Origin of the sequence: Mycolicibacterium sichuanense (genome assembly GCF_033741125.1) — a bacterium.
Lineage (GTDB): Bacteria > Actinomycetota > Actinomycetes > Mycobacteriales > Mycobacteriaceae > Mycobacterium.
Map to the genome: position 1 here is coordinate 619,681 of NZ_JAWQPU010000002.1, position 24,060 is coordinate 643,740.

The 24,060-nt window shown below is 70.1% G+C and carries 26 protein-coding genes; 10 read left to right on the forward strand and 16 right to left on the reverse strand.

All coding sequences use genetic code 11. The features are described 5' to 3' along the window. Positions 1-57: 57 nt before the first annotated feature. Positions 58-369, reverse strand: coding sequence for a mycobilin-forming heme oxygenase MhuD (mhuD, locus tag SBI80_RS09835; protein WP_318974264.1), 312 nt, complete (start codon positions 367-369; stop codon positions 58-60). A 57-nt stretch (positions 370-426) separates the two neighbouring features. Here mhuD and SBI80_RS09840 point away from each other — a divergent pair, with 57 nt between their 5' ends. Beyond that, entirely contained in the window at positions 427-1,197 is a 771-nt protein-coding gene (locus tag SBI80_RS09840; protein ID WP_318974265.1) for an alpha/beta fold hydrolase, read from the forward strand. Here the strand turns inward: SBI80_RS09840 and SBI80_RS09845 are convergent. Further along, the gene (locus tag SBI80_RS09845; protein ID WP_318974266.1) at positions 1,171-1,392 is read right to left on the reverse strand and encodes a hypothetical protein; all 222 of its coding nucleotides are present in this window, start codon (positions 1,390-1,392) and stop codon (positions 1,171-1,173) included. The genes SBI80_RS09840 and SBI80_RS09845 overlap by 27 nt on opposite strands. Before the next feature lie 71 nt (positions 1,393-1,463). On the opposite strand from SBI80_RS09845, the gene SBI80_RS09850 reads away from it, so the two are divergent. Continuing rightward, the gene (locus SBI80_RS09850; protein WP_318974267.1) at positions 1,464-2,435 is read left to right on the forward strand and encodes a helix-turn-helix domain-containing protein; all 972 of its coding nucleotides are present in this window, start codon (positions 1,464-1,466) and stop codon (positions 2,433-2,435) included. A 13-nt stretch (positions 2,436-2,448) separates the two neighbouring features. On the opposite strand, the gene SBI80_RS09855 is transcribed toward SBI80_RS09850, so the two are convergent. Both SBI80_RS09855 and SBI80_RS09860 read right to left on the reverse strand, forming a co-directional pair. Beyond that, positions 2,449-3,798 (reverse strand): bifunctional lipase/adenylate cyclase LipJ, encoded by a 1,350-nt coding sequence (locus tag SBI80_RS09855; RefSeq protein WP_318974268.1) that lies wholly within the window; start codon positions 3,796-3,798, stop codon positions 2,449-2,451. 36 nt (positions 3,799-3,834) lie between these two features. After that, positions 3,835-4,716, reverse strand: coding sequence for an iron-sulfur binding domain-containing protein (locus tag SBI80_RS09860; RefSeq protein WP_318974269.1), 882 nt, complete (start codon positions 4,714-4,716; stop codon positions 3,835-3,837). Between the two features lie 28 nt (positions 4,717-4,744). Between SBI80_RS09860 and SBI80_RS09865 the strand changes: the two genes are divergently transcribed. Next, entirely contained in the window at positions 4,745-5,365 is a 621-nt protein-coding gene (locus tag SBI80_RS09865) for a carbonic anhydrase (RefSeq protein WP_318974270.1), read from the forward strand. A gap of 59 nt (positions 5,366-5,424) precedes the next feature. Then, positions 5,425-6,207 carry a hypothetical protein gene (locus tag SBI80_RS09870; protein WP_318974271.1) on the forward strand — a complete coding sequence of 261 codons (783 nt, stop codon included), beginning with the start codon at positions 5,425-5,427 and terminating at the stop codon, positions 6,205-6,207. 18 nt (positions 6,208-6,225) lie between these two features. Here SBI80_RS09870 and disA read toward each other — a convergent pair whose 3' ends face one another. The 3 genes from disA to SBI80_RS09885 are packed head-to-tail and all read right to left on the reverse strand — an operon-like array spanning position 6,226 to position 9,373. After that, positions 6,226-7,344 carry a DNA integrity scanning diadenylate cyclase DisA gene (disA, locus tag SBI80_RS09875; protein ID WP_318974272.1) on the reverse strand — a complete coding sequence of 373 codons (1,119 nt, stop codon included), beginning with the start codon at positions 7,342-7,344 and terminating at the stop codon, positions 6,226-6,228. Continuing rightward, positions 7,344-8,747 (reverse strand): DNA repair protein RadA, encoded by a 1,404-nt coding sequence (gene radA / locus SBI80_RS09880; protein ID WP_318974273.1) that lies wholly within the window; start codon positions 8,745-8,747, stop codon positions 7,344-7,346. The genes disA and radA overlap by 1 nt, the downstream gene beginning before the upstream one ends. A gap of 35 nt (positions 8,748-8,782) precedes the next feature. Then, positions 8,783-9,373, reverse strand: a complete 591-nt coding sequence (locus SBI80_RS09885) for a copper chaperone PCu(A)C domain-containing protein (RefSeq protein ID WP_318974274.1) — start codon at positions 9,371-9,373, stop codon at positions 8,783-8,785. Between the two features lie 303 nt (positions 9,374-9,676). Between SBI80_RS09885 and carD the strand changes: the two genes are divergently transcribed. Genes carD through rlmB form a run of 4 tightly spaced genes read left to right on the forward strand, consistent with a single transcriptional unit; the run spans position 9,677 to position 13,046 of the window. Next, positions 9,677-10,165, forward strand: coding sequence for an RNA polymerase-binding transcription factor CarD (carD, locus tag SBI80_RS09890; RefSeq protein ID WP_163742018.1), 489 nt, complete (start codon positions 9,677-9,679; stop codon positions 10,163-10,165). Between the two features lie 17 nt (positions 10,166-10,182). Beyond that, positions 10,183-10,659: a 2-C-methyl-D-erythritol 2,4-cyclodiphosphate synthase gene (gene ispF / locus SBI80_RS09895; RefSeq protein ID WP_318974275.1), complete on the forward strand. Its 477-nt coding sequence runs from the start codon at positions 10,183-10,185 to the stop codon at positions 10,657-10,659. A 29-nt stretch (positions 10,660-10,688) separates the two neighbouring features. Further along, on the forward strand, positions 10,689-12,107 hold the full coding sequence (gene cysS / locus SBI80_RS09900) for a cysteine--tRNA ligase (protein WP_318974276.1): 1,419 nt from the start codon (positions 10,689-10,691) through the stop codon (positions 12,105-12,107). Continuing rightward, complete coding sequence (gene rlmB / locus SBI80_RS09905) at positions 12,108-13,046, forward strand: 23S rRNA (guanosine(2251)-2'-O)-methyltransferase RlmB (RefSeq protein WP_318974277.1); 939 nt, start codon at positions 12,108-12,110, stop codon at positions 13,044-13,046. It abuts the gene before it with no gap. On the opposite strand, the gene SBI80_RS09910 is transcribed toward rlmB, so the two are convergent. From SBI80_RS09910 to SBI80_RS09925, 4 genes are read right to left on the reverse strand one after another with little or no spacing between them, the layout of a single operon-like run. Then, positions 13,043-14,278: an MFS transporter gene (locus SBI80_RS09910; protein WP_318974278.1), complete on the reverse strand. Its 1,236-nt coding sequence runs from the start codon at positions 14,276-14,278 to the stop codon at positions 13,043-13,045. The two genes, rlmB and SBI80_RS09910, sit on opposite strands and share 4 nt — an antisense overlap. A gap of 1 nt (position 14,279) precedes the next feature. Further along, a complete protein-coding gene (locus SBI80_RS09915; protein WP_318974401.1) occupies positions 14,280-15,518 on the reverse strand; it encodes an SLC13 family permease in 1,239 nt (412 codons plus the stop codon). After that, a complete protein-coding gene (locus SBI80_RS09920) occupies positions 15,515-16,435 on the reverse strand; it encodes an MBL fold metallo-hydrolase (protein ID WP_318974279.1) in 921 nt (306 codons plus the stop codon). The genes SBI80_RS09915 and SBI80_RS09920 overlap by 4 nt, the downstream gene beginning before the upstream one ends. Next, positions 16,435-17,199 carry a LamB/YcsF family protein gene (locus SBI80_RS09925; protein ID WP_318974280.1) on the reverse strand — a complete coding sequence of 255 codons (765 nt, stop codon included), beginning with the start codon at positions 17,197-17,199 and terminating at the stop codon, positions 16,435-16,437. Before SBI80_RS09925 ends, SBI80_RS09920 begins: the two co-directional genes overlap by 1 nt. Positions 17,200-17,266: 67 nt before the next feature. Here SBI80_RS09925 and SBI80_RS09930 point away from each other — a divergent pair, with 67 nt between their 5' ends. After that, positions 17,267-18,091, forward strand: a complete 825-nt coding sequence (locus SBI80_RS09930) for a sulfurtransferase (RefSeq protein ID WP_318974281.1) — start codon at positions 17,267-17,269, stop codon at positions 18,089-18,091. On the opposite strand, the gene SBI80_RS09935 is transcribed toward SBI80_RS09930, so the two are convergent. The 3 genes from SBI80_RS09935 to SBI80_RS09945 are packed head-to-tail and all read right to left on the reverse strand — an operon-like array spanning position 18,078 to position 20,670. Continuing rightward, the gene (locus SBI80_RS09935) at positions 18,078-18,938 is read right to left on the reverse strand and encodes a metal ABC transporter permease (RefSeq protein WP_318974282.1); all 861 of its coding nucleotides are present in this window, start codon (positions 18,936-18,938) and stop codon (positions 18,078-18,080) included. The genes SBI80_RS09930 and SBI80_RS09935 overlap by 14 nt on opposite strands. Beyond that, positions 18,931-19,737, reverse strand: a complete 807-nt coding sequence (locus SBI80_RS09940) for a metal ABC transporter ATP-binding protein (RefSeq protein ID WP_318974283.1) — start codon at positions 19,735-19,737, stop codon at positions 18,931-18,933. The genes SBI80_RS09935 and SBI80_RS09940 overlap by 8 nt, the downstream gene beginning before the upstream one ends. A gap of 9 nt (positions 19,738-19,746) precedes the next feature. After that, on the reverse strand, positions 19,747-20,670 hold the full coding sequence (locus SBI80_RS09945) for a metal ABC transporter solute-binding protein, Zn/Mn family (protein WP_318974284.1): 924 nt from the start codon (positions 20,668-20,670) through the stop codon (positions 19,747-19,749). 606 nt (positions 20,671-21,276) lie between these two features. On the opposite strand from SBI80_RS09945, the gene SBI80_RS09950 reads away from it, so the two are divergent. Next, the gene (locus SBI80_RS09950) at positions 21,277-22,377 is read left to right on the forward strand and encodes an Rv3575c family transcriptional regulator (RefSeq protein ID WP_318974285.1); all 1,101 of its coding nucleotides are present in this window, start codon (positions 21,277-21,279) and stop codon (positions 22,375-22,377) included. Here the strand turns inward: SBI80_RS09950 and otsB are convergent. Both otsB and kstR read right to left on the reverse strand, forming a co-directional pair. Continuing rightward, positions 22,374-23,156, reverse strand: coding sequence for a trehalose-phosphatase (otsB, locus tag SBI80_RS09955; protein WP_318974286.1), 783 nt, complete (start codon positions 23,154-23,156; stop codon positions 22,374-22,376). The two genes, SBI80_RS09950 and otsB, sit on opposite strands and share 4 nt — an antisense overlap. 2 nt (positions 23,157-23,158) lie before the next feature. Next, positions 23,159-23,857, reverse strand: coding sequence for a cholesterol catabolism transcriptional regulator KstR (gene kstR, locus SBI80_RS09960; RefSeq protein ID WP_413232685.1), 699 nt, complete (start codon positions 23,855-23,857; stop codon positions 23,159-23,161). Positions 23,858-24,060: the final 203 nt, after the last annotated feature.

The following is a 24,060-nucleotide window of genomic DNA, read 5'->3' on the forward strand; positions in this document are numbered from 1 at the left end:
GAGCCACCCGGCTATGCCCGAGAGCCGGTCTCCGCAACGGTGCGAATCTCCACGTCGCTACGCTCCGGTCCGCTGAACGTCCAGCACGACCTCGAACTCGAGCAGCGATGCGCCGGTGGCGACCGGCTTGGCGCGCTGACCGGCGTGCGCCTCGACGGCGGGACCGTTGGCCCAGGCCTGGAAGGCCTCCTCGGACTCCCACTGGGTCACCACGAAGTAGCGATCCTCGCCCTTGACCGGCCGCAGCAGCTGAAAGCCCAGGAAGCCGGGCTGGCCGTCGACGGCGTGGGCGCGGTTCGCGAAGCGCTTCTCCAACTCTGGGCCGGCGTCGGACGGAACTTCGATCGCGTTGATCTTCACCACGGACATGGAGCCAAGGTTACCGGTTCGTTATCTGGTGTGGTCGGTCCTGTCAGGATGTCGGGCATGGGCACCTCACTGCTGACGCGACGAGCAGGGACGGGAACTCCGATCGTCCTGGTGCACGGGTTGATGGGGCGCGGCACCACGTGGTCGCGGCAGATTCCGTGGCTGGCCGAGTGGGGCGAGGTGTACACCTACGACGCGCCGTGGCACCGCGGCCGTGACGTCGCCGACCCGCGTCCCGCCGGTACCGAGACCTTCGTCGCGGATCTGACCGACGCGCTCGCCGAGCTGGCGCGCCCCGTCATCCTGGTGGGGCACTCGATGGGCGGTCTGCACTCCTGGTGCCTGGCGGCCGCCCGGCCAGAGCTGGTTCGGGCCGTAGTGGTCGAGGACATGGCGCCGGACTTCCGCGGCCGCACGACGGGTCCGTGGGAACCGTGGGTGCACGCGCTGCCGGTCGAGTTCGGTTCTCGGCAAGAGGTTCTCGACGCGTTCGGCCCGGTGGCCGGGAGATACTTCCTCGAGGCGTTCGATCGGACTGCCACCGGTTGGCGGCTGCACGGATCGCCGCAGCGCTGGGTCGAGATCGCGGCGCAGTGGGGGACCAGGGACTACTGGCAACAATGGCGGGCGGTGCGGGCGCCCGTGTTGCTGATCGAGGCTGGCAACTCCGTCACCCCACCCGGCCAGATGCGACGGATGCGGGAAACCGGGCTGAGCGCAACGTATCTGGAGGTACCAGGCGCCGGTCATCTGGTGCACGATGATGCCCCCGAGGAATATCGCGCTGCGGTCGAGTCGTTCTTAACGACGTTCGTCCATGGCACCTGAGACGGGCCAGGAGGGCTCCCGCTCGAACCTGGTCCGCACCGCCTCGACATCGTGCAGCACTCGGTAGTAGTCGGGGTTGCCGAATTCCCGCAAGAGGGCGCGGCGAGTTGCGTCGTTGCGGTGGCTGGCCCAGCTGAGCAGGGCGGAGAGGACGAAGGGGGCCGACAGGACCAGGAAGGCGAGCAACACGTTCATGGCAGTAATTGTTCGATGTGCGATATTCCGCCAACAGTGGCAGCACTGCCGCCATGCGTTAAGATACTGCCATGCTTGAGACGGTGTCCGCGCTGGTGCTCGACGGGGTGACGCCATTCGAATTCGGCGTCATCTGCGAGGTGTTCGGCATCGATCGCAGCGCCGACGGCGTACCGAACTTCGACTTCAAGATTTGCGGGCCGGAATCGGGCGTGCCACTGCGGATGTCGGTCGGGGCGCATCTGACGCCCGACTGCGGCCTGGACGCGCTGGTCGGCGCCGACCTGGTGGCCATTCCCGCCTTTCACCGGGACGACTATCCGCAGGAGGTGCTGGACGCGGTGCGGGCCGCCGCCGCGTCGGGATCGATCATCCTGACGGTCTGCTCCGGCGCCTTCGTCGTCGGCGCCGCCGGGCTGCTCGACGGGCGCAAGTGCACCACGCACTGGATGCACGCCGACGCGCTGGCGGCCAGGTACCCCACCGCCGAGGTCGATCGCAACGTGCTGTTCGTCGACGACGGCAATCTGATCACCAGTGCGGGCACCGCCGCGGGGATCGATGCCTGTCTGCACCTGGTTCGGCGCGAGCTGGGCAGCGAGGTCACCAACGTCATCGCCCGTCGCATGGTGGTCCCGCCGCAGCGCGACGGTGGCCAGCGTCAGTACATCGATCAGCCGATTCCGGTGCGGTGCTCGGACGGCTTTGCGCCGCATCTGGATTGGATTCTGGGCAACCTGCACGAGCCGCACACCGTTGCCTCGCTCGCCAAGCGCGCCAGCATGTCGGCACGTACGTTCGCCCGCAGGTTCGTCGACGAGACCGGCCGCACGCCCATGCAGTGGGTCACCGATCAACGGGTGTTGTACGCCAGGCGGCTGCTCGAGGAGACCGACCTGGACATCGACAGGGTGGCCGACAAGGCAGGCTTCGGCACCGCCACCCTGCTTCGGCACCATTTCCGCCGGGTCGTCGGCGTCACGCCCTCGGACTATCGACGCCGCTTCGGTGGTGACGAATCCGCTTGTGCAGCAACGGCATAGGTCGGTCTAGTGCTCAGGGAGCGTAGAGGCACCAGCTGCCGGGCACGCCCTTGAGCCGGTGCTCGCCGCGGTCGGTGAAGCGCCGGTGCGAGCCGGTCACGATCTCGCGCACCGTCGAGGACACCAGCACCTCGCCGGGGGCGGCCAGCGCCGCGACGCGGGCGCCGATGTGCACCGCCATCCCCGCGAGGTCCTGCCCGCGCATCTCGACCTCGCCGGCGTGGATGCCGACGCGGACCTCCAGGCCCAGGGTGCGCACGGCGTCGACGATCGCCTCGGCGCAGTCGAGGGCGACGCTGGGACTGCGGAATGTCGCGACGAAACCGTCACCGGCGGTGTTGACTTCGCGACCCCCGAACCGGAGCAGCTCGCGGCGCACGACGGCGTCGTGGCCGTCGAGCAGGTCGCGCCAGCGGTCGTCGCCGACGGTTGCGGCCCTCTCCGTGGATCCGACGATGTCGGTGAAGACGATCGTCGTGAGCACCCGTTCGAAGTCGGCGCCCGCGCGCCTGCCCGTGACGAACTCCTCGATCTCGGCGAGCACTGGCGTGGTGTCACCGACCCAGTAGAGGGTGTCCGCGCCGGCGAGCTCGACGTAGCGCGCGCCCGCGATGTGCTGGCCGAGGTACCGGCCGTGGCCAACCCCGACGAAGGTGGCGTCGACGCGGTGGATCACCAGGGTGGGCGCGGCGATGAGCGCGAGCTTGGCGCGCGCGTCGCCGGCGATGAGGGCCTGATTGGACCGGCGCGCCATGCTCGGCGAGGCGGCCCGGTTGCCCGCCGCATCCCACCAGGCCCGGAAGGCCAGATCGTCGGACACCGAGGGGGCGACCGCCGCGAGCACGTCGACCCCGCGTTCGACGGCGTCGGGTTCCATCGCCACGGTGGTGAAGGCGTCGGCGCCGCTGGGCTGAGCGCCCGGTTCGTAGTCGGGTGCCCACAGCACGCGGGCGCTGGCGTTCAGCAGGATCAGGCCGGCCACCCGTTCCGGATGGTCGCCGGCCAGGATCAGCGAGCTCATGGCGGTGAAACCCGAACCCAGGATCATGGCGCGCTCGCAGCCCACCGCGTCCAGCACGGTGATCGCGTCCTCTGCCCAGCAGGACGGGGTGATCTTGTCGGCGCCGATGCGTGAGGACATGCCCATGCCGCGGTGGTCGAAGCGGATGACGCGGCAGAACGAGGACAGTCGCCGGTAGAACCGGTACATGGATGGCTCGGCGTCGATCGAGTCGATCGGGATGAACGGCCCTGGCATCACGATCAGGTCGACGGGGCCGTCACCGATCACCTGATACGCGATGTCCAGGTCCCCGCGGGAGGCATAGCGCGTCCGAGGAGCCCGTGAGACGGGTACGGCCACCGTCTCAGGCTAGTTCACCGACGGGTTCGCGGCCCGTCATTCGCCGCCACCTTCGCCCCCCTCGCCGGCCAGGGCGAACCGGCCGTCGGCGGTCTGCTCGACGAGCCCGTCGGTCAGCAGCGAACCGAGTGCGCGGTCTCGCTGCGCGGTGTCCGTCGACCACGCCAGGTCCAGCCGGGCCCGATCCACCGGAGCGTCGCTGGCGCGCAACACGTCCAGGAGTCGCCCGCGCACCTGTCGGTCGGTGCCCGCGTACTTCTGCACGCGGCGGGCCGGTTCGGCCGACGGCGGATGACCGGCCGCGCGCCACGCGCACGTGCTCAGCGGACACACCCCGCAGTGCGGCGAGCGCGCCGTGCACACGGTGGCGCCGAGCTCCATCAGCGCGATCGAAACCCGAGGTGCCCGTTCGTCGTTCGGAAGGATTGCCTCGACGTCGGCCAGATCCCGGACGCTGGCCGGCGAGTCCGCCCGGCCGTGCACCACCCTGGCCACGACGCGTCGCACGTTGGTGTCGACGACGGGAACGCGCTTGCCATAGGCGAAGCACGCGATGGCCCGCGCGGTGTAGGTGCCGACGCCGGGCAGGGCGAGCAACGCGTCGACCTCGGAGGGCACCACGTCGCCGTGTTGGGCCGCGATCACCGTGGCGCACTCGTGTAGCCGCTTGGCCCGGCGCGGGTAACCGAGCTTGCCCCAGGCGCGCAGTACGTCGGCTGCGCTGGCCGCCGCGGTCGCCGAGGGGGTCGGCCAGCGGGCCACCCAGTCACGCCAGATCGGTTCGACCCTGGCGACGGGGGTCTGCTGCAGCATGAATTCGCTGACCATGATCTGCCAGGCCGAGACCCCTGGCCGCCGCCACGGCAGATCGCGCTGTTCTCGTGAATACCACATGAGCAGTTCGCCCAGTTCGATCATCGAGCCAATCTCCAGGCAGAATGAGGCCATGCCAAACACGAGCCCGATAACCGCATGGAAGGCACTCAGCGAGGGTAACGATCGATTCGTTGCCGGTACGCCCGAGCACCCCAGTCAGAGCATCGAGCACCGCGCCAGCTTGGCCAAGGAGCAAAAGCCGACGGCCGTGGTGTTCGGTTGTGCAGACAGCCGAGTAGCGGCCGAGATCATCTTCGATCAGGGCCTCGGCGACATGTTCGTGGTGCGCACCGCCGGCCACGTGCTGGATTCGGCGGTGCTGGGCTCCATCGAGTACGCGGTGACGGTGCTCAAGGTGCCGCTGATCGTCGTGCTCGGCCACGACAGCTGCGGCGCCGTCAAGGCGACGCTCTCGGCGCTCGAGGACGGCGAAGTCCCCGGCGGGTACGTGCTCGACATCGTCGAACGCGTGACGCCGTCGATCCTGCTCGGCCGCAACGAGGGCCTCACCCGGGTGGACGAGTTCGAGGCGCGGCACGTCACCGAGACCGCCAAGCAGCTCGTCAGCCGGTCCAAGGCCGTCTCCGACGCCATCGAGTCGGGTGCGCTGGCGATCGCCGGTGTGACCTACCACCTCGCCGACGGCCGGGCGGTGCTCCGCGAGCACGTCGGCGACATCGGCGTGAGCTAACCGGCGACACGCCGAGCGGGGTCGGACGACATGACGTGGCCTCGCCTTACCGTGGAGTTGTGCTAGAGACAGAACCGCATGGACCCCTGCCGCCGGAGATCTACCGGCGCAGGCGGTTCCTTGCGCTCGGGGTCGCAGCGCTCGTCCTGGTCATCGTGATCGTCGTGGTCATCGTGGTGGCAAGCAACAGCACGGGCAGTGACGCGACCAACGCCGCGCCGGCCTCGACGGCCAGCGCCGCCCCGCCGTCGGCGCTGCCGGGGGAGAACCCTCAGGTCAAGACGCCGATCCTGCCTCCCGCCTCGCAGACGCCCACGCCGACTCCCACACCGGTGCAGGCAGTCGCGCCGCCGCCGGTGTTGAAGGAGGGCGACGACTGCCCCGACTCCACCCTGGCGGTCAAGGGCATCACCAGTCAGCCGGACTACGTGGTCGGTGATCAGCCGAAGTTCACCATGGTCGTCACCAACATCGGGCTGGTCGCGTGCAAGCGCGACGTCGGTGCCGCAGTGCTGGCGGCCTACGTCTACGGGCTGGACAACAACCGGCTCTGGTCCAATCTGGACTGCGCACCGTCCAACGAGACGCTGGTCAAGACGTTCAACCCGGGCGAGCAGGTGACCACCGAGGTCACCTGGACCGGGATGGGCTCCGCCGCCAACTGCCCGCTTCCGCGTCAGCCCATTGGGCCTGGCACCTACAACCTGGTCGTTCAGCTGGGGAATCTGCGTTCCGCGCCGGTTCCGTTCGTCCTCGCCGCGGCCGCCGCGCCGCCTGCGGGCGAGGCGCCCGCAGGGTCACCTCCGGCCGCGGAGACCCCGGCTCCCGCCCCGGCGGGATGACCACGCCGTAGGCGAGGGTCAGGCCAGCTGATCCGCGATCGTCGACTCCGCGAGTTGTGACAACCCCTCGCGGATGTGGCGGGCCCACATCGAACCGATCCCGTCGACTGATTGCAGGTCATTGGCGCTGGCCGCCAGCACGCCCTGCAGGGAACCGAACGAACGCACCAGCAGGTCGACGTGGGCGAACTGCAGGCGCGGGATGCCGGCCATGGCGCGGTATCCGCGCGAGCTCATGGCCGAGTCCTGGGCCTCCAGCGTCGAGGGATACCCGAACACCCTGGCCAGCGCGGTGAAGTCGAGCAGCTCGTTGTCGCTCAGCGTGTCCAGCTCGTCCAGCGTCCCCGTCACCTGCTCGGCGGACGGTGGATCGGGGTTGGCGTGGTAGTCGCGGACGATCAGCTCACGCGCGGTGTCGTTGTCGCCGACGAGTTCCTCGAGCTGCAGCTTGAGCTGGCGACCATTGGTGCCGAGCTCGACGACGTCGGCGTCGATCTCGAGGCTGATGCGGCGCACCATCTCCAGCCGCTGAGCCACCGTCATCACGTCCCGCAGCGTCACGAAGTCCTCGATCTCGGCGGTCGACAGCTGCCGGTTGACCTCGTCGAGGCGCGCCTTGTAGCGCTCCAGGGTGGCGATGGTCTGGTTGGCGCGGGACAGGATGGTGGCCGAGTCGGGCACCACGTGCCGTTCACCGTCGACGTAGACGGTCACGATGCTCATCGAATGGCTAACGGAGACCACGGGATAACCGGTCTGGACGGCGGTGCGCTCGGCTGAGCGGTGCCGCGTGCCCGATTCGTCGGTCGGGATCGACGGGTCGGGAACCAGCTGCACGTTGGCGCGCAGGATCCGGGTGCCGTCGCTGGACAACACCACCGCGCCATCCATCTTGGACAGCTCGCGCAACCGCGTCGGTGCGTACGCGACGTCCAGGACGAAGCCGCCGTCGCAGATCGCCTCGACGGCGTCGTCGTAGCCCAGCACGATCAGCGCACCTGTCCGGCCGCGCAGGATGCGCTCCAGCCCGTCGCGCAGGGCGGTACCCGGCGCCAGCTGGCCCAAGGTTTCCCGCAGCGTCGGCCGGGCGAGTTGCACGACGTTTCCCCGCCCCGTTCTGGCAGCCTTCACGGCCATCACGCCTCCTTGCTTCGGCCGCCATTGTCCGCGATGGCCCTCAGCACCCGCAACGCCCCCGAGATGTCGTCTGCCGACCTGACCGTCAAACCCGCCGGGACGTCCTTCACCCCGGGCGGCACGACGGCGCACGTGAAGCCGAGGCGCGCGGCCTCGGCCAGGCGGCGGTCCATGCCGGTCACCCGTCGCAGGTCGCCGGCCAGGCCGACCTCGCCGATGGCAACGACCGTGGTGGGCATCGGGATGTCGGCGTACGCCGAGGCGATGGCCAACGCGACCGCGAGATCCGACGACGGATCGGTCAGACGCATGCCGCCGACCGTCGAGAGGTAGATGTCGTTCTGCCCGATCTTCATCTTGGCGCGCTTCTCCAGCACCGCGGTGATCATCGCCGCGCGGGCGGAGTCGATGCCGCTGACGGCCCGCCGTGGGATGCCGGTGGAGGCCACGGCGACCAGCGCCTGTACCTCCCCGATCAGCGGCCGCTTGCCGTCGAGGGTCACCGTGACGGCCGTGCCGGACACCGGTTGCGGCCGCTGGTCGAGGAACAGTCCGGACGGATCGGCCACGCCCTCGATTCCGTTGTCGTGCAACAGGAAACAGCCGACTTCGTCGGCGGCGCCGAAGCGGTTCTTGACCCCGCGCACCATGCGCAGCGCCGACGAGCGGTCACCCTCGAAGTGCAGCACCACGTCGACGAGGTGTTCGAGCGACCGTGGTCCGGCGATGGCGCCGTCCTTGGTGACGTGGCCGACGAGGATGATTGCCACCCCGGTGGTCTTGGCGGCCATCGTCAGGGCCGCGGTCACCGCGCGCACCTGGGTGACGCCACCCGGCACGCCGTCGGCCTCGGCGGTGGTCATGGTCTGTACGGAGTCGACGACGATGAGCGACGGCTTCACCTGCTCGATGTGGCCGAAAGCGGTCTGCAGATCGGACTCGGCGGCGAGGTAGACCTCGTCGTGCGTGCAACCGGTGCGTTCGGCCCGCAGCCTGACCTGGCCCGCCGATTCCTCGCCGGAGAGGTAGAGCGCCCGGCGCCCGGCCTTGGCCCACTCGTGCACCACCTCGAGCAACAGGGTCGACTTGCCGACACCGGGATCACCGGCGAGCAGCGTCACGGAGCCGGGAACGAGCCCACCGCCGAGGACCCGGTCGAGCTCGGCGACGCCGGTGCGGAAGTGCTTGGTGGTGCCCGGATCGATCGAGCTGATGGGGACGGCGGGGGAGCTCGGGGCGACGGCCCGGCCCGTGGCGGCTCCGGAGATGGGGGTGAGGACCGCGATCTCCTCGACGGTGCCCCAGCTGCCGCAGTCCGGGCACCGGCCGACCCACTTGGCCATGACGTGGTGGCATTCCGAACAGCGGTGTTGCGAGCGTGCCTTCGAACCAGCCTTCGTCACGTGCCGACGGTATCCGTCGGCACCGACAATCGTGGCTAGTGTCCGCCCGTGTCGGCCGGGGCGCTCTCGGCCGCAGCCTCTCGGCGCGGTGCCTCACCGGCGGAGATCGGCACCTCGACCTCCTTCTGCCCCGACCGCTCGAACGTGAAGGTGAACGGGTAGTTCAGCCCGTTGCTGATCGGCTTGACGAGCGCCACGGTGGCCTCGACCGTGTCGGCGCCCTCGGTGGCGCCGAGCGGGCTCGGCGCGCCGTCCGGGGTACCGACGATCAGAGTCCCCCCGGGGCGGACCCGGACGTCTCCGGTCAGGGTCACGGTGCCGACGGGCGAGGTGATCGACACCAGCCGGTCCGGCTTGTCCGCAGACTCGTTGACGGCGACGAACAGCAACTCGGCTTCACTGCCGGGCTGGACGTAGTCGCCGGTCTGCGGGGCGCGCAGGTGCACGTTGCGCAGCGCGATACCCGTGGTGGGGTCGCCAACCCAGGTGAGCGTGCCGTTGACGGCCGGCTGCTGGTTGGCGCTCTGGGAGATCTGGCCCGCACCGCACCCGGACAGGGCCAGGGTCGCGGCGAGGCCGCAGGCAGCCAGCGCCGTGGCGGCAGATCGGGATGTCGAGAGCGTCACTCAAGCCTCCTGCTCGGGCGACGGGACGTCCGTGACGTGCGTCCCGTGTCGACTATGCAGAGTAGTAGGTAGCGAGAAGCGGCGGAAGCGGAGGGCTTCGGACGGGTCGATCCGACGCCTGCGGAGCGGTTGCGACCGGCTCCCCCGCCGCCCGCCGGGGTTTGCCCGCAGCCGTGCGCGTTGCATGGATTGTTCATCGTGTCAAGCCCTAGTGTTCGTCGACGGTGCCCCTGACCTGCATCGTTGCGCGACGCGCGGCTTAGCCCCGTGCTAACATTGGCTTGTGAAAGGGGCTCGAAACTGATGATTTTCAAGGTCGGAGACACCGTTGTCTATCCACACCACGGTGCTGCGTTGATCGAGGCTATCGAAACCCGAACGATCAAGGGCGAGCAGAAGGAGTACCTCGTACTCAAGGTCGCTCAGGGTGATCTCACCGTTCGAGTACCCGCAGACAACGCCGAGTACGTAGGCGTTCGCGACGTGGTTGGACAGGAGGGTCTCGACAAGGTCTTCCAGGTGCTGCGCGCCCCGCATACCGAGGAGCCGACCAACTGGTCGCGCCGCTACAAGGCGAACCTCGAGAAGCTGGCCTCCGGTGACGTCAACAAGGTGGCCGAAGTCGTTCGCGACCTGTGGCGCCGCGACCAGGAGCGCGGGCTGTCCGCCGGCGAGAAGCGAATGCTGGCCAAGGCCCGTCAGATCCTGGTTGGCGAGCTTGCCCTTGCCGAGAACACCGACGAGGAGAAGGCCGAGACCATCCTCGACGAGGTTCTGGCCGCCGCGTCCTGACGTTCTCCACGCTCTAGATGGTGCCGAGAATCGGTCTTGGCACCGATGTGCATCCGATCGAACCTGGGCGTCCGTGCCGGCTGTTGTGTCTGTCCTTCGACGACGCCGACGGCTGTGCTGGACATTCCGACGGTGACGTTGCCGCGCATGCATTGTGCGATGCGCTGTTGAGCGCCGTCGGCCTGGGTGACGTCGGTTCCGTGTTCGGTACCGACCGCGCCGAGTGGCGCGGGGTCAGTGGTGCGGAGATGCTGCGGCACGTTCGCGGGCTGCTCGCCGCGGAGGGCTACCGCGTGGGCAATGCCACCGTCCAGGTCATCGGCAACCGGCCGAAGGTGAGCCCGCGCCGCGTCGAGGCGCAGCGGGTGCTCTCCGAACTGCTGCATGCGCCGGTCTCGGTATCGGCGACCACCACCGATGGCCTCGGTTTGACCGGCCGCGGGGAGGGTTTGGCGGCGATCGCGACGGCCCTGGTCGTGACGCTTGACGAATGAGGGCTGACGGGCCGGTAAGCTGGCCCGTCGTGACCGAACGCGGAGGCCGTCCAGAGGGTCTCAGACTGCACGACACCATGACGGGTGCCGTGCGTGAATTCACGCCACTGCGCGAGGGGCACGCGTCCATCTACCTCTGTGGCGCCACTGTGCAGGGTCTTCCCCACATTGGGCACGTCCGCAGCGGCGTCGCCTTCGACGTGCTGCGCCGCTGGTTGACGGCCAAGGGTTTCGACGTCGCCTTCATCCGCAACGTCACCGACATCGACGACAAGATCCTCAACAAGGCCGCCGACGCCAAGCGGCCGTGGTGGGAGTGGGCGGCCACGTTCGAGCGGGCGTTCACCGCCGCCTACGACGCCCTCGGCGTGCTGCCGCCGTCGGCCGAGCCGCGGGCGACCGGCCACATCACCCAGATGGTCGAGCTGATCGAGCGGCTCCTCGCCGACGGCCACGCCTACACGGGTGACGGTGACGTCTACTTCGACGTCCTGAGCTACCCCGACTACGGCAAGCTCTCCGGCCACCGCATCGACGACGTGCACCAGGGTGAGGGCGTCGCGACGGGCAAGCGCGATCCGCGCGACTTCACGCTGTGGAAGGGCGCCAAGCCCGGGGAGCCGTCCTGGCCGACGCCGTGGGGCCGTGGCCGTCCCGGCTGGCACACCGAGTGTGTGGCGATGTGCGAGACCTACCTGGGTCCTGAGTTCGACATTCACGCCGGCGGCATGGATCTGGTCTTCCCGCATCACGAGAACGAGATCGCCCAGGCACGGGCCGCCGGCGACGGCTTCGCCAGGTACTGGCTGCACAACGGCTGGGTCACCATGGGTGGCGAGAAGATGAGCAAGTCGCTGGGCAACGTCCTGGCCATCCCGGCGGTGCTGCAGCGGGTCCGGGCGGCCGAACTGCGCTACTACCTCGGCAGCGCGCACTACCGCTCGATGCTGGAGTTCTCCGAGACGGCGCTGCAGGACGCGGTCAAGGCGTATGCGGGCGTCGAGGACTTCCTGCACCGGGTGCGCAGCCGGGTGGGCACCGTGGTCCCCGGTGAGTGGACCGAGCGGTTCGGCGCCGCCCTGGACGACGACCTCGCCGTCCCCGCCGCCCTGGCCGAGGTGCACGCCGCCCGTGCCGAGGGCAACCGCGCGCTGGACGCAGGCGATCACGACACCGCCATGAGCCACGCCAGGTCGATCAGGGCGATGATGGGCATCCTCGGCTGCGACCCCCTCGACGAGCGCTGGGAGAACCGCGACGAGACCTCCGCCGCCCTGGCCGCCGTCGACGAGTTGGTGCAGTGGGCCCTGGCGGGTCGCGCCGAGGCGCGGGAGCGACGAGACTGGGCGCAGGCCGACGAGATTCGCGACCGACTCAAGGCGGCCGGCATCGACGTCACCGACACCGCCGACGGACCACAGTGGACGCTGCTCGACGGGGGCAAGTAGATGGCAGGTAATTCTCAACGGCGGGGCGCAGTGCGCAAGGCCGGCACCAAGAAGGGCCCGACGGTTGGTTCGGGCGGAGTGCGACGCCGCGGGCTGGAGGCCAAGGGCGCTACACCGCCGGCGCACGCCCGCCCCCACCACCCTGCCGGCAAGCGAGCTGCCAAGGCCGCGCGGTCCGATCAGGGGCGCCACAAGAAGACCGACGAGACCGAGGTCGTCCTCGGCCGCAACCCGGTGCTGGAATGCCTGCGGGCCGGGGTGCCCGCGACCGCACTGTGGGTCATGCTCGGCGCCGAGTCCGACGAACGCCTGACCGAGTCGGTGCAGCGGGCGGCCGACAAGGGCATCGCGATCCTCGAGGTGCAGAAGCACGACCTGGACCGGATGAGTTCCAACGGCCTGCACCAGGGCATCGCGCTGCAGGTGCCGCCGTACGACTACGCCCACCCCGACGATCTGCTGCGGGCGGCGAAGTCCGATGCGACGCCGGCGCTGCTGGTGGCGCTCGACAACATCTCCGATCCGCGCAACCTCGGCGCCATCGTGCGCTCGGTGGCGGCGTTCGGCGGCCACGGCGTGCTGATCCCGCAGCGCCGCTCGGCGTCGGTGACGGCCGTGGCGTGGCGGACTAGCGCGGGGGCCGCGGCGCGGTTGCGGGTGGGGCGGGCCACGAACCTGACCAGGACGCTCAAGAGTTGGGCCGACGAGGGGCTGCTGGTCGTCGGGCTGGACGCGGGTGGAGACACCCAACTCGACGAACTCGACGCCACGGGCCCGATGGTCGTAGTGGTGGGATCCGAGGGCAAGGGACTCTCGCGGCTGGTCCGCGAGAATTGCGATGCCGTGGTGTCGATCCCGATGGCGGGGCCCACGGAGTCGCTGAACGCCTCGGTGGCCGCGGGCGTGGTGCTCGCCGAGATCGCCCGCCAGCGCCGCTAGCTGGGCACCTGCGCCGGCGGCACCGCCGCCGGCTTGGTCTCTGGCATGAGCCGCGCATACAGGACGAACCCGACCGCGGCGACCGCGGCCAGCGTCCAGAACGCGATCGTGTAGCCCTCGGCGACGATGACGACACCGGCCATCGTGGCGCTCAGCGCGGCGCCGAGGCCCTGCATCGTCGACACCGCGCCCTGGGCCACGTTGAAACGCCCCGAGCCGCGGGTGAGGTCGGCGATGACGATGGGGAACAGCGCACCGAAGATGCCCGCGCCGATGCCGTCGAGCGCCTGGACCGCCAGCAGCCAGTACGCGTCGTCGGACACGGTGTAGAGCACTCCGCGCAGCGCCAGCACCCCGAATGCCACCAGGAAGATGGGCTTGCGGCCCCACGCGTCGGTCTTGCGCCCGACCACGACGGCGATCGGCACCATCACCAGCTGGGCGGCCAGGATGCACAGCGCGACCAGCGACGTCGCGCTGTCCTTGCCGACGACCTTGGTCAGCAGCTGGCTCACCGAGGTGAGCATGGCGGCGTTGGCGAGGTGGAAGGTGAAGGCAATCACCGCGAAGATCAGCAGCGGCCGGTTGGTCAGCAGCGTCGCCCACCCGCCGGCCTTGGCCTCGGTGTCGTCGGTCAGGCCCCTGGCGAGCTCCTCGTCGATCTCGTCGCCGCGGATGCGGGACGCGGCCACCACGCTGAACACGGCCAGCGCTCCCATCAGCCAGAACACCACGACCGGACCGAACGACCAGGCCAGCAGGGCGGCGATGCCCGCCGCCGTCGCGTTTCCCGCGTGGTTGAACGCCTCGTTGCGGCCGACCCTTGGGGCGAAGAGCCGCGGCCCAGTCAAACCGAGCGTCACCGCGGCGATCGCCGGTGCGAACACCGCACCGGCGAGCGAGGCGATGGCCTGGGTGGCGGTGACGAGGGCGAAACCGCCGACGAAGGGCAGCGCCACCGAGCTGAGCGTGACCAGCAGGGCGGCGACGACGATGATCGCGCGGCGGTTGCGGACGCGGTCGATCAGCGCCCCGGCGGGCGTCTGGGCGACCAACCCGACGATGCCGGCGATCGTGATGACCGAACCGACGGTCGCCTCGTCCCAGCCGTGGCTGGGCCCGCGCACGGCGATCAGATAGATCGCCAGGTACGGGCCGAGTCCGTCGCGGACGTCGGCGAGGAAGAAGTTGAGGGCGTCCAGCGCGCGAAGCGACTGACGGGAGGGCGCCACGTCAGACCCCGATCGTCTGGCTGGCGACCCAGAGGCCAAGCACGGCGACGACGAGCGTGACCGGCACCGTGACCAAGCCGACCAGGCTGAACTCGGCGAAGCTGGCCTTGATGCGATCGCCGTGGACGACGCTGCGCCACAGTAGGTTCGACAGCGATCCGGGGTAGGTCAGGTTGGGGCCGACGTTGACGCCGACCAGCACGGCCAGCACCGCGGCCGGCCCCATGCCCGCCACCAGTGGCAGCAGCACCAGCACGGCGGGCAGGTTGTTGACGACGTTGGACAGCAGCGCGGCGGCGACGGCGATGCCGAGCAGCCCGAGCAGGCCGGTGCCGTGCGGAAGCACGCGACCCATGGCGTCGCCGAGGCCGTGCTTCATCACCGCCGTCACCACCACCCCGAGGCACAGCACGAACGCCAGGAACGGCACGTTCGCCGACACCGCGATGCGGGGCAGGGTCGTGCTGTGCCGGATCAGTCCGCGGACGCCGAGCACCACCGACCCGGCCAACGCCGCCCAGGCCGGCGCGACGTCGAACAGAGAGGTGACCGCGAAGCCGACCAGGGTGAGGGCCAGGACGACGAGCACGAAGATGGGCATCTCGGCCAGCGGTGGCGGTGCCTTGGTGGCGGGCCGCTGGGCGAGCTCGCGGCGGAAGAACAGCCGCAGCAGGACGTACTCCGCGGCGATCGCCAGCACCCAGGGCAGGGCCATGACGGCGCTGAAGTGCGCGAACGTCAGGCCCGCGGTGGTGAAGGCCAGCAGGTTGGTCAGATTGGAGACCGGCAGCAGCAGCGATGCGGTGTTGGCCAGGTGCGCGGTCGCGTACGCATGCGGCCGGGACGGGATGCCGAGGGTGCGCGCCGTGGCCAGCACCACCGGCGTCAGCAGTACGACGGTGGCGTCCAGGCTGAGCACGGCGGTAGTGCCCGCCGCGATGGCGAACACGGTGCCCAGCAGCCGCTGCGGCTCGCCGGCACTGCGCCGGGCCATCGCCACCCCCGCGGCGTGGAACAGGCCCTCGTCGTCGCACAGCTTGGCCAGCACCAGGACCGCCGCGAGGAACGCGACGACGGGGAGCAGTTCCTCGACCTCGGCTAGGGCGTCGCGCAGCGAGACCACCCCGAGGGCGATCAGCAGCGCTGCGGCGGGTACGGCGGCGACGGCCTCCGGCCAACCCCTCGGCCGGAACATGGCGAACGCCAGTACGGCGGCCAGCGCCACCAGCGCCAAGGTCAGATCCACGGGTCAGCTGATTCCCACGGCATTGGAAAGTGAAACGGCACACCGTCTTCGGCCGCGAGCCGGGAGAGCACCCGGACCGAGGCATCGAGATCGTCGACCGCATACGGCAGCGCGCGCAACGACCGGTGTAGCGGCCGGAAGAAGTCGTCCCAGTGAATCAGGACGACCCGCCGCGCACCGAGGGTGCGCACGGTCTCGGTCCAGTAGCCGATCAGGTAGCGCTCGGGTTGGAGGCCGAGCTGCCCGACGCCGAGATACACGACGTCGGCACGTTGCCCGCGCAGGGCGCCGGGGACGAAGCCCGCGCTGCCGACGACGAGCAGTCGCCGCCCGGTCGGGCGGTGCGCGATGACCGTCGACCACGCTTCACCGCATCGGTAGGCCGATGCCTTCACCGGCGGTACGACGGGGCCGGTGATGTCACCGGGGAAGCGGTCGGGAGGGCAGTGGTGACCGACGATCGGGGTGACGTCGTAGGGGCCGAGGGCCACCGGCTCGCCGGGGGTCACGACGACGATCTGGTCGTCGGTCAGCCCGGCGCCCCTGCCGAGGTGGGCCACGGATTGGCCGCCCACCAGCTTGGCGCCCGTCCGCTGTGCGACCACGGCCGAGTCCATCGCGTGGTCGTAGTGGGTGTGGACGGGCAGGACGGCCTCGAGCCGGTCGACGCCGAGGTGGGCGAGGCAGCCGTCGATGCGGGGGACCGAGGGGGCCAGCTTTCGCATTCCTACGGTGAGCAGCGACGGGCGGGAGAAGAAGCCGTCGGTCAGCACGGCCGAGTGCCCGTCGTCGATCAGCAGGGTGGTGACGCCTGCCCACGTCACCCGCAGCGGCGACTGCGGGGTGGCGGCGGGCTGGTCGAAGTGCGCGCGGTAGTCGCCGAGATCGGGCCGCCCGAGGCGCGCCCGCATCAGGCGAACGCCCGCAGTGTCACGCCCGACGCGGTCAACCGGTCGCGGACGGCCGTGGCGATGCGCACGGCGCCTGGCGAATCTCCGTGCACGCAGATGGATTCCGCGACGATGGGGATCGTCGAGCCGTCGACGGCGCGGACCACGCCGTCGTGCACCATCGAAGCCACCCGGTCGGCGATCTCGTCGGCGTCACCCAGCACGGCGCCGGGCTCGCGGCGGGAGACGAGCTGGCCGTCGGGGTGGTAGGCACGGTCGGCGAACGCCTCGGGGACGGTGCGCAAGCCGAGGTGCCCGGCGGCGGCGAAGAAAGCCGAGCCGGCCAGGCCGAGGACCGGCAGGTCCGGGTCGACCGCCTGCACGGCATCTGCGACGGCAGCGGCCTGATAGTGGTCGGTGACGATCGTGTTGTACAGCGCCCCATGGGGTTTGACGTAGCCGACCGTCGAACCCGAGGCTGTCGCAAGGGCTTTCAATGCACCGATCTGATAGATCACGTCGGCGGTGAGGTCCTCGGCCGCCATGTCGATGTAGCGGCGACCGAAGCCGGCCAGGTCGCGGTAACTCACCTGCGCGCCGATGCCGACCCCGCGCGCCGCGGCGGCCGCGCAGACGCGCAACAGTCCGGCGGGATCGCCCGCATGGAAGCCACATGCCACGTTGGCGCTGGTGACGACGTCGAGCATGGCGTCGTCGTCACCGAGTCGCCACACTCCGAAACCCTCGCCGAGGTCGGCGTTCAGGTCGACGATCGGCGAGGACACGGCGGCAAGCCTACGGCCGAGGCGGGGGACCGGCGACCGAGGGCCCGCCGCGGGTACGTTCGGTGTCGTGCGCAGCGAGGTACTGGTCACCGCAACCGAACTCGAGCAGCTCGTCGCCCGCGGCGGGCCGCTGACGATCCTGGACGTTCGCTGGCAGTTGGCGAAGCCCGACGGTCGCGCCGACTACCGGGCCGGTCACGTTCCCGGCGCCGTCTACGTCTCGCTCGACGAGGAGCTGACCGATCACGGCGTGAGCGGCCGCGGCCGGCATCCGCTGCCGTCCGGGCCGGCCGTGCAGGCCGCGGCGCGCCGGTGGGGGATCGGCGCCGCGGACACCGTGATCGTCTACGACGACTGGAATCGCGCGGGCTCGGCGCGCGCGTGGTGGGTGCTTCGGACCGCGGGCCTGCCCGACGTCCGCATCCTCGACGGCGGATTGCCGGCGTGGACGGCGGCCGGCGGTGCGCTGGAGACCGGTGACGCCACCCCCGAACCAGGTGACGTCGCCGTCGCGCACGATGACCTCTACGCGGGTGCGATGCCGACGCTGAGTGCGGAGGAGGCGGCGGGACTGGGGGCCCGATTGCTCGATGCCCGGGCGCCCGAGCGCTTCCGCGGCGACGTCGAGCCCGTCGACCCGGTGGCCGGGCACATCCCCGGCGCCGTGAACGTGCCGAGCACCGCGCTGCTGGCCGCCGATGGCACCTTCCTGCCCGATGCCGACCTGATCCGCGCGCTGGCCGGTGTCGACGGTGCCTACTGCGGGTCGGGCGTCACCGCCGCCGTTGCGGTCGCGGCGCTGGCTGCGATCGGGGTGGACGCGGCGCTGTTTCCCGGCTCCTGGTCGCAGTGGTCGGCGGAACCGGGCCGGGCCATCGCTACCGGCGGCTGACGCGGCGGCCGCCGACCGCCCAGCACAGCAGGAAGATCGTGAACGATATCGTCGTCACGAACACCGACACCGGAACCCCGGGGGCCAGCGACAGCAGGATGCCGCCGACGGCGGACACCTCGGCGAACACCACCGATGCCACGATCGTGGTGGCCGGCGCGGTGAACACTCGGGCGGCCGCTGCGGCTGGCGTGATCAGCAGCGACATCACCAGCAGCGCGCCGACGATCTGGACGCCCTGGGCGGCGGCGACGCCGACCAGGGCGGCGAAGACGATGCCCAGCGCGCGAACCGGGACGCCGCGGCCGGCCGCGACCTCGGGGTCGACGGTCGCGAACAGCAGCGGCCGGTAGCTGACGGCCAGGACCACCACCACCAGCACCGTGATCACCGTCAGCAGGGCCAGGCCCGAGTAGCCGACGCCGACGATCTGTCCGGTCAGCAGCGCGAAGCTGGTGCCCGTGCGCCCGGGGTAGAGGTGGATGAAGAGCACGGCCAGACCCAGTCCGAACGCGAGGACGACGCCAATCGCCGAGTCGCGTTCGCGGGCGCGCTGGCCGAGGAAGCCGAAGAGTATTGCGGCGAGCGCACTTCCGACGAGCGCGCCCAACCCGACGTTGAAACCCGTCAGCAGGGCGAAGGACGCACCCGTCAGCGACAGCTCGCTGGAGCCGTGCACCGCGAAGGACATCTGGCGCATGACGATGAACGGTCCGATCAGCCCGGCCAGCAGCGCGAGCAGCGCCGCGGCGATCAGGGCCTGCTGGACGAAGTCGCGCCCCAGCAGGTCGGCGGTGACGTCGAACGCGAAGAGATGGGCCAGCAGATCGGTCAGGCGATCAGACATGGTGGTGTCCGCTGGAGTGGTCGGAATGGTCGAGCGGCGTCTCGCCGTGCTCGCCGACCACCACGTACTGTTCGCCGATCTTGGCGACCTGGATGTCGGCCCGGTACAGCTCCGAAAGCGTCTCCGACGTCATCACGTCGGCCACCGTGCCGACGCGGAAGCGGCCGTCGACGAGGTAGAGCACCCGGTCGACGTATGGCAGCACTGGGTTGACCTCGTGCGTGACGAACAGGACGGCGGTGCCCGACTCCCGGCGCCGCTGATCGATCAGCGAGGAGATCAGCCGGGCATTGCCCGGATCGAGGTTCAGCAGGGGCTCATCACACAACAGCAGCGCGGGGTCGGTGGCCAGGGCCTGGGCGATGCGGATGCGCTGCAGCTCGCCGCCGGACATCAGCCCGACCGGTACCGCGCTCAGGTGCAGACCGTTGACCTGTTGCAGTGCGTGCGTGACGACGGCGCGCTTGGCTGCTCGCTGTCGCGGACTGGTGATGCCCCACCGGTGTCCGTCGTAGCCGAGTCCGACCAGGTCGCGTCCGCGCAGGGTCAGGCCACCGTCCATCGAACGGTGTTGGGGCACATAGCCGATGCCGCCCCCGACGTCGGCGCTGCCCGCGCTGAGCGGCACCTGTCCGAGCAGCACCTTGAGCAGCGAGGTCTTTCCGGTGCCATTGGGCCCGAGTACCGCGAGGAACTCGCCTGCCCGCACCGTCAGGTCGAGGTGGTCCCACAGGACGCGGCCACCAAAGGCCAATCTGGCCCCCGCCAGTTCGACTACGGGGCGAGGGTCAGAGGTCACGGCTATCCATCATCGCGTCACGGCGGGCGCGCGGTCCAACTGGTCGGCGAACTCCTGGACCGTCGCGCGCTGCCAGCCGAGGTAGTCCAGCCCGTTCTGCAGGGTCTCGGCGACCGTGATCACCGGTACTCCCGCAGCGCCCGCCGCGTCCTTGATCTGGTTCGTCACGGGCGTCTCGGTCTGCTTGTTGAGGACTACCGCCGACACCTGGTGGCCGTCGATCAGGTCGAGCATGGCCGCGACGTCGGCCGGCGAGGGGTCGTCGCCCTCTTCGACGGCGCTCGCGAACTTCTCCGGGGTGCGATCGGCGATGCCGGCGGCGGCCAGCAGGTAGTGGGCGACGGGTTCGGTCGCGACCACGGCCGCGCCGGGGTGCTTGAGTCCGATCGCGCGTTCGGACTCCGCGATCGCGTCGGCCTGGACCCCGAAGGCGGTGGCGTTGGCACGGTAGGAGCCCGCATTGGCGGGGTCGTCGGTGGCGAGGTGCTCGGCGATGGCCGTTGCGACCGCCTTGGCCGTGGCGAGGTCGTAGAACACGTGCTCGTTGGCGGGTTGACCGTCGGGCGGGGCGGGCGTCAGCGCGTAGGCGTCGACGGTGGTGACGCCCTGGTGGGCGAGCAGGACGTCGTCGGCCCACTGGTCGTAGTGGCCGCCGTTGTAGACGACCAGTGTCGCGTCGGCCATCGCCGCGGCATCCGATGGCGTCGCCTCGTAGGAGTGCGGGTCGTCGGTGGCGCTGGTCAGGATGGAACGGACCGTCGCGTGGTCGCCCGCGACGGCGGCCGCGACGCTGCCCCAGACGTCGGTCGAGGCGATCACCGTCGGTGGGCCGGACCGGTCCGGGGTCGGCGAGGTCGTGCAGGCCGCAGCGCAGAACGCGATCAGGGTGGCTCCGAGCGTCAGCGCGGACTTGGCCAGGTGGCGACGTGGCACGTTGATTACTCTCCAGTAGTAATGAAAACCATTTCTAATTAAACTCTAAGGGATGGTGGACCGGCGCACCAACCGGGGCTCGCGGGGGTGGCGAGCCGCAGAACCCTAGGGAAATCCCCGATTCGCTCGCCGAGCGAGGTTGCCATGATCTAGGTGGACTACTTCGAGGGGTCGACGGCAAGGGGTAGGCGCTCTGATCGATGCGACGCCGGACCCGTCCTCGGATTCGTCCATGGTCGCGAGTTCGGATCGGGGGGATCCGGACTCGAAGACGGAGCTCGGGGTGGTGTCGTCTGGGGGGTCGACGCCATCCACGGGGGGCGAGCTCCGTCGAAGCCGGGTCGGGGTCTGGCGCCGCGGTGTCGGGCTCCGACTCGGCGTCCACCACCACCCGGTCGAGCGAGGCGACGAGTGAACCCGTCCCCGGTGTGGTGGTGCGCAGCTCCGGCGACCGTGCCGCGCTGCCCGGACACCCCTGCCGACTCGGGCCTTCGCCGGAGACTCCGCGGACGTCGAGCACCGTGCCTGCCGCTGCGCTGACCTCGACGGTCCGCACCGGGCCCATCGACGTCGTGAAGTGGGCCGAGTCCGCTAGCGTCATCAAGCATGCCCAGAGGTCCTGCGCCACGACGGCGCGCCACCCTGGCCTCGTTGGCCGCCGAACTCAAGGTCTCGCGAACCACGATCTCCAACGCCTACAACCGGCCTGACCAGCTCTCTGCCGACCTCCGCGAGCGGATTCTGGACACCGCCAGGCGCATGGGATACCCCGGACCCGATCCAGTAGCGCGCTCGCTGCGCACCCGACGGGCCGGCGCGGTGGGTCTGATCGTCACCGAGCCGCTCAACTATTCGTTCCGCGACCCTGCCGCACTCGACTTCGTCGCCGGGCTGGCCGAGTCGTGTGAGGAGGCGGGCCAGGGGCTGCTGTTGGTCGCCGCGGGGCCGAATCGCGCCGTGAGCGACGGCACCGCCGCGGTGCTGTCGGCGGGTGTCGACGGCTTCGTCGTCTACTCGACCTCCGACGACGATCCCTACCTTCAGGTGGTCGCGCAGCGCGCACTTCCCCTGGTCGTCGTCGACCAGCCCAGGGACGTGCCCGGTGCGTCTCGGGTGGGCATCGACGACCGCGCCGCGATGCGCAGCGTCGCCGAATACGTGATCGGACTTGGCCACGTGGACATCGGGCTGCTCACCATGCGACTGGGCCGCGACTGGCCGCATGACGGCACCAAGCCGGCGGTCGCCGATCGTCAGCGCATCCAGACCCCGCACTTCCACGTCCAGCGCGAGCGCATCCGCGGCGTTCACGATGCGATGAAGGCCGCTGGGCTGCAACCGGATTCGCTGACGGTGGTGGAGAGCCACGAGCATCTGCCGACCTCCGGCGGCGCGGCCGCGCAGGTGGCCCTCGAGGTCAACCCGCGGATCACGGCCTTGATGTGCACCGCCGACGTGCTTGCCCTGTCGGCGATGGATTACCTACGTGCGCACGGCATCTACGTGCCGGGGCAGATGACGGTGACAGGTTTCGACGGCGTGCCCGACGCGCTGGCCCGCGGACTGACGACGGTCAAGCAACCCGGCGTCGAGAAGGGGCGCCGCGCCGGGTACCTGCTGCACAACCCGCCGCGTTCGGGTCTGCCCGAGATCGAGATCCTCGGGACCGAGCTGGTGCGCGGCCGCACCGCGGGTCCGCCCGTCTAACCGACTCCGCGGCGGGCATCCCGCAGGTGAGCCAGGACCTCGGCGACTTCCTCAGGCGAGGAAACACGGTACGCCGCAAGCGATTCCCCTGGCCCGACCTTGACCCCGACGTCGCCGTCGCGCATTCGCCGGAACGCCTTTTCGTCGGTGACGTCGTCACCGAGGAACACCACCGCGGTGGCCGACGTCTGGTCCCGAAGGATGTCGACGGCCTCGCCCTTGTCGGTGGAGACGACGGCGAACTCGAGCACGGCCTTGCCCTCGGTGGCGTGGGCGTCCCACTCCTGCGACACCTCGCGCGCCTCGGCGAGCGCGGCCTCGCCGTCGGCGGGGGACGCGTTGCGCACGTGGATCGCTGCGCTGGCGAGCTTGGTCTCGACGGTCACGCCAGGCCGGCCCTCGGCGATCGCGTCGAGCGCGGCGATGATCCTGGCCAGCAGCGCCGCGTCGACGTGGTGGGCGAAGCCCGTGTCGAATTCGGCACCGTGGCTGCCGACGAGGTGCACCGTCGCAGGGGCTCCCGACAGCTCGCGCAGCACGCTCAATGCCCGGCCGGAGATCAGCGCGACCGCGGTGGCCGGGTACTGCGCCAGCTGAGTCAGGGCCGCGGCGGCCGCGGGCAGCGGGCGGGCATCGGCGGGATCGTTGACGATCGGCGCCAGCGTGCCGTCGAAGTCCGAGGCGACTAGCAGCCTGCTGGTGGCCGCGGCAGCGTCGAGGGCGCGGACCAGATCGGTGGGCAGCGAGGACCCCTGGTCGTCTGACCCTCGTGTCGGCACGCTCAGATCTTAGGGTGCTCCCCGTCGCCGATGAGCAGCCGCACGGCGAGGTCCAGTCGCTTGCTGACGTCGGTTGCCGACGCGCGGCGCGTCAGCCATGCCAGCAGGTTCGACAGCCAGACGTCGGAGATGACGCGGGCGATGTGGTACTGGTCCTCGGTGGGCTCGCCGTCGCTCATGGCGCGCGCGAACATCGAGTCCATCAGCTTGCCGACGTGATCGACTTCACCCGCCGCGGAGGCGTCGGCGAACACGAATGCCCGCGTCATGGCCTCGGTCAGCAGCGGGTTGCGCTGCATCGAGCGGTTCAGCTTGCCGACCATGACGTTGAGCCGCTGATACGGCGTGCCGCCGGTCAGCGAGGCCCGGTCGGTCTTGGCGTCGATGCGCTCGAACTCGCGCCCCAGGGCGGACACCAGCAGGTGCACCTTCGACGGGAAGTACCGGTAGAGGGTGCCCACTGCGACGTCGGCGCGCTCGGCGACCGCACGCATCTGAACAGCCTCGTAACCACCCTTGGACGCGATCGCGAGGGTGGCGTCGAGGATGCGCTTGCGACGTTCGCGCTGTGCTTCCGACCCGAGTTCGGATTCGGCGAGTACAGCCACGTTCGTCACCTTGCGGGGGCCGGTGGCCGAAACGGCCGCCGAACCGGACTTGGGGCTAGCTGACTCCCCTGATGACACCAACGAGCCGGACATGGGGCGGGCAGCTCCTTCGTAGTACGCAGTTGGTGAAAACGATACGCACGCGGATCAGAAATTTCCCACCTCCGTGCCCCCGGACAGTCGACGTGTGCTGCTGCGATGGCGGTCGACTTGACGCTGAAACGATGTCACCATTAGAACACGTTCTAGTGAGAAGCATGGCCTTCTCTCCAAGGCTGAGGAGGGGCCGACGATGG

Bases quoted from the DNA above. Each gene is read 5' to 3' on its own strand.
- carD (WP_163742018.1), top strand. From the start codon at position 9,677: ATGATTTTCAAGGTCGGAGACACCGTTGTCTATCCACACCACGGTGCT.
- SBI80_RS09935 (WP_318974282.1), bottom strand. From the start codon at position 18,938: ATGTCTGATCGCCTGACCGATCTGCTGGCCCATCTCTTCGCGTTCGAC.
- SBI80_RS09840 (WP_318974265.1), top strand. From the start codon at position 427: ATGGGCACCTCACTGCTGACGCGACGAGCAGGGACGGGAACTCCGATC.
- SBI80_RS09850 (WP_318974267.1), top strand. From the start codon at position 1,464: ATGCTTGAGACGGTGTCCGCGCTGGTGCTCGACGGGGTGACGCCATTC.
- SBI80_RS09845 (WP_318974266.1), bottom strand. From the start codon at position 1,392: ATGAACGTGTTGCTCGCCTTCCTGGTCCTGTCGGCCCCCTTCGTCCTC.
- kstR (WP_413232685.1), bottom strand. From the start codon at position 23,857: ATGTCCGGCTCGTTGGTGTCATCAGGGGAGTCAGCTAGCCCCAAGTCC.
- SBI80_RS09860 (WP_318974269.1), bottom strand. From the start codon at position 4,716: ATGATCGAACTGGGCGAACTGCTCATGTGGTATTCACGAGAACAGCGC.
- disA (WP_318974272.1), bottom strand. From the start codon at position 7,344: ATGGCCGTGAAGGCTGCCAGAACGGGGCGGGGAAACGTCGTGCAACTC.
- ispF (WP_318974275.1), top strand. From the start codon at position 10,183: ATGGTGCCGAGAATCGGTCTTGGCACCGATGTGCATCCGATCGAACCT.
- SBI80_RS09920 (WP_318974279.1), bottom strand. From the start codon at position 16,435: ATGCGGGCGCGCCTCGGGCGGCCCGATCTCGGCGACTACCGCGCGCAC.
- mhuD (WP_318974264.1), bottom strand. From the start codon at position 369: ATGTCCGTGGTGAAGATCAACGCGATCGAAGTTCCGTCCGACGCCGGC.
- SBI80_RS09865 (WP_318974270.1), top strand. From the start codon at position 4,745: ATGCCAAACACGAGCCCGATAACCGCATGGAAGGCACTCAGCGAGGGT.
- SBI80_RS09950 (WP_318974285.1), top strand. From the start codon at position 21,277: ATGCCCAGAGGTCCTGCGCCACGACGGCGCGCCACCCTGGCCTCGTTG.
- rlmB (WP_318974277.1), top strand. From the start codon at position 12,108: ATGGCAGGTAATTCTCAACGGCGGGGCGCAGTGCGCAAGGCCGGCACC.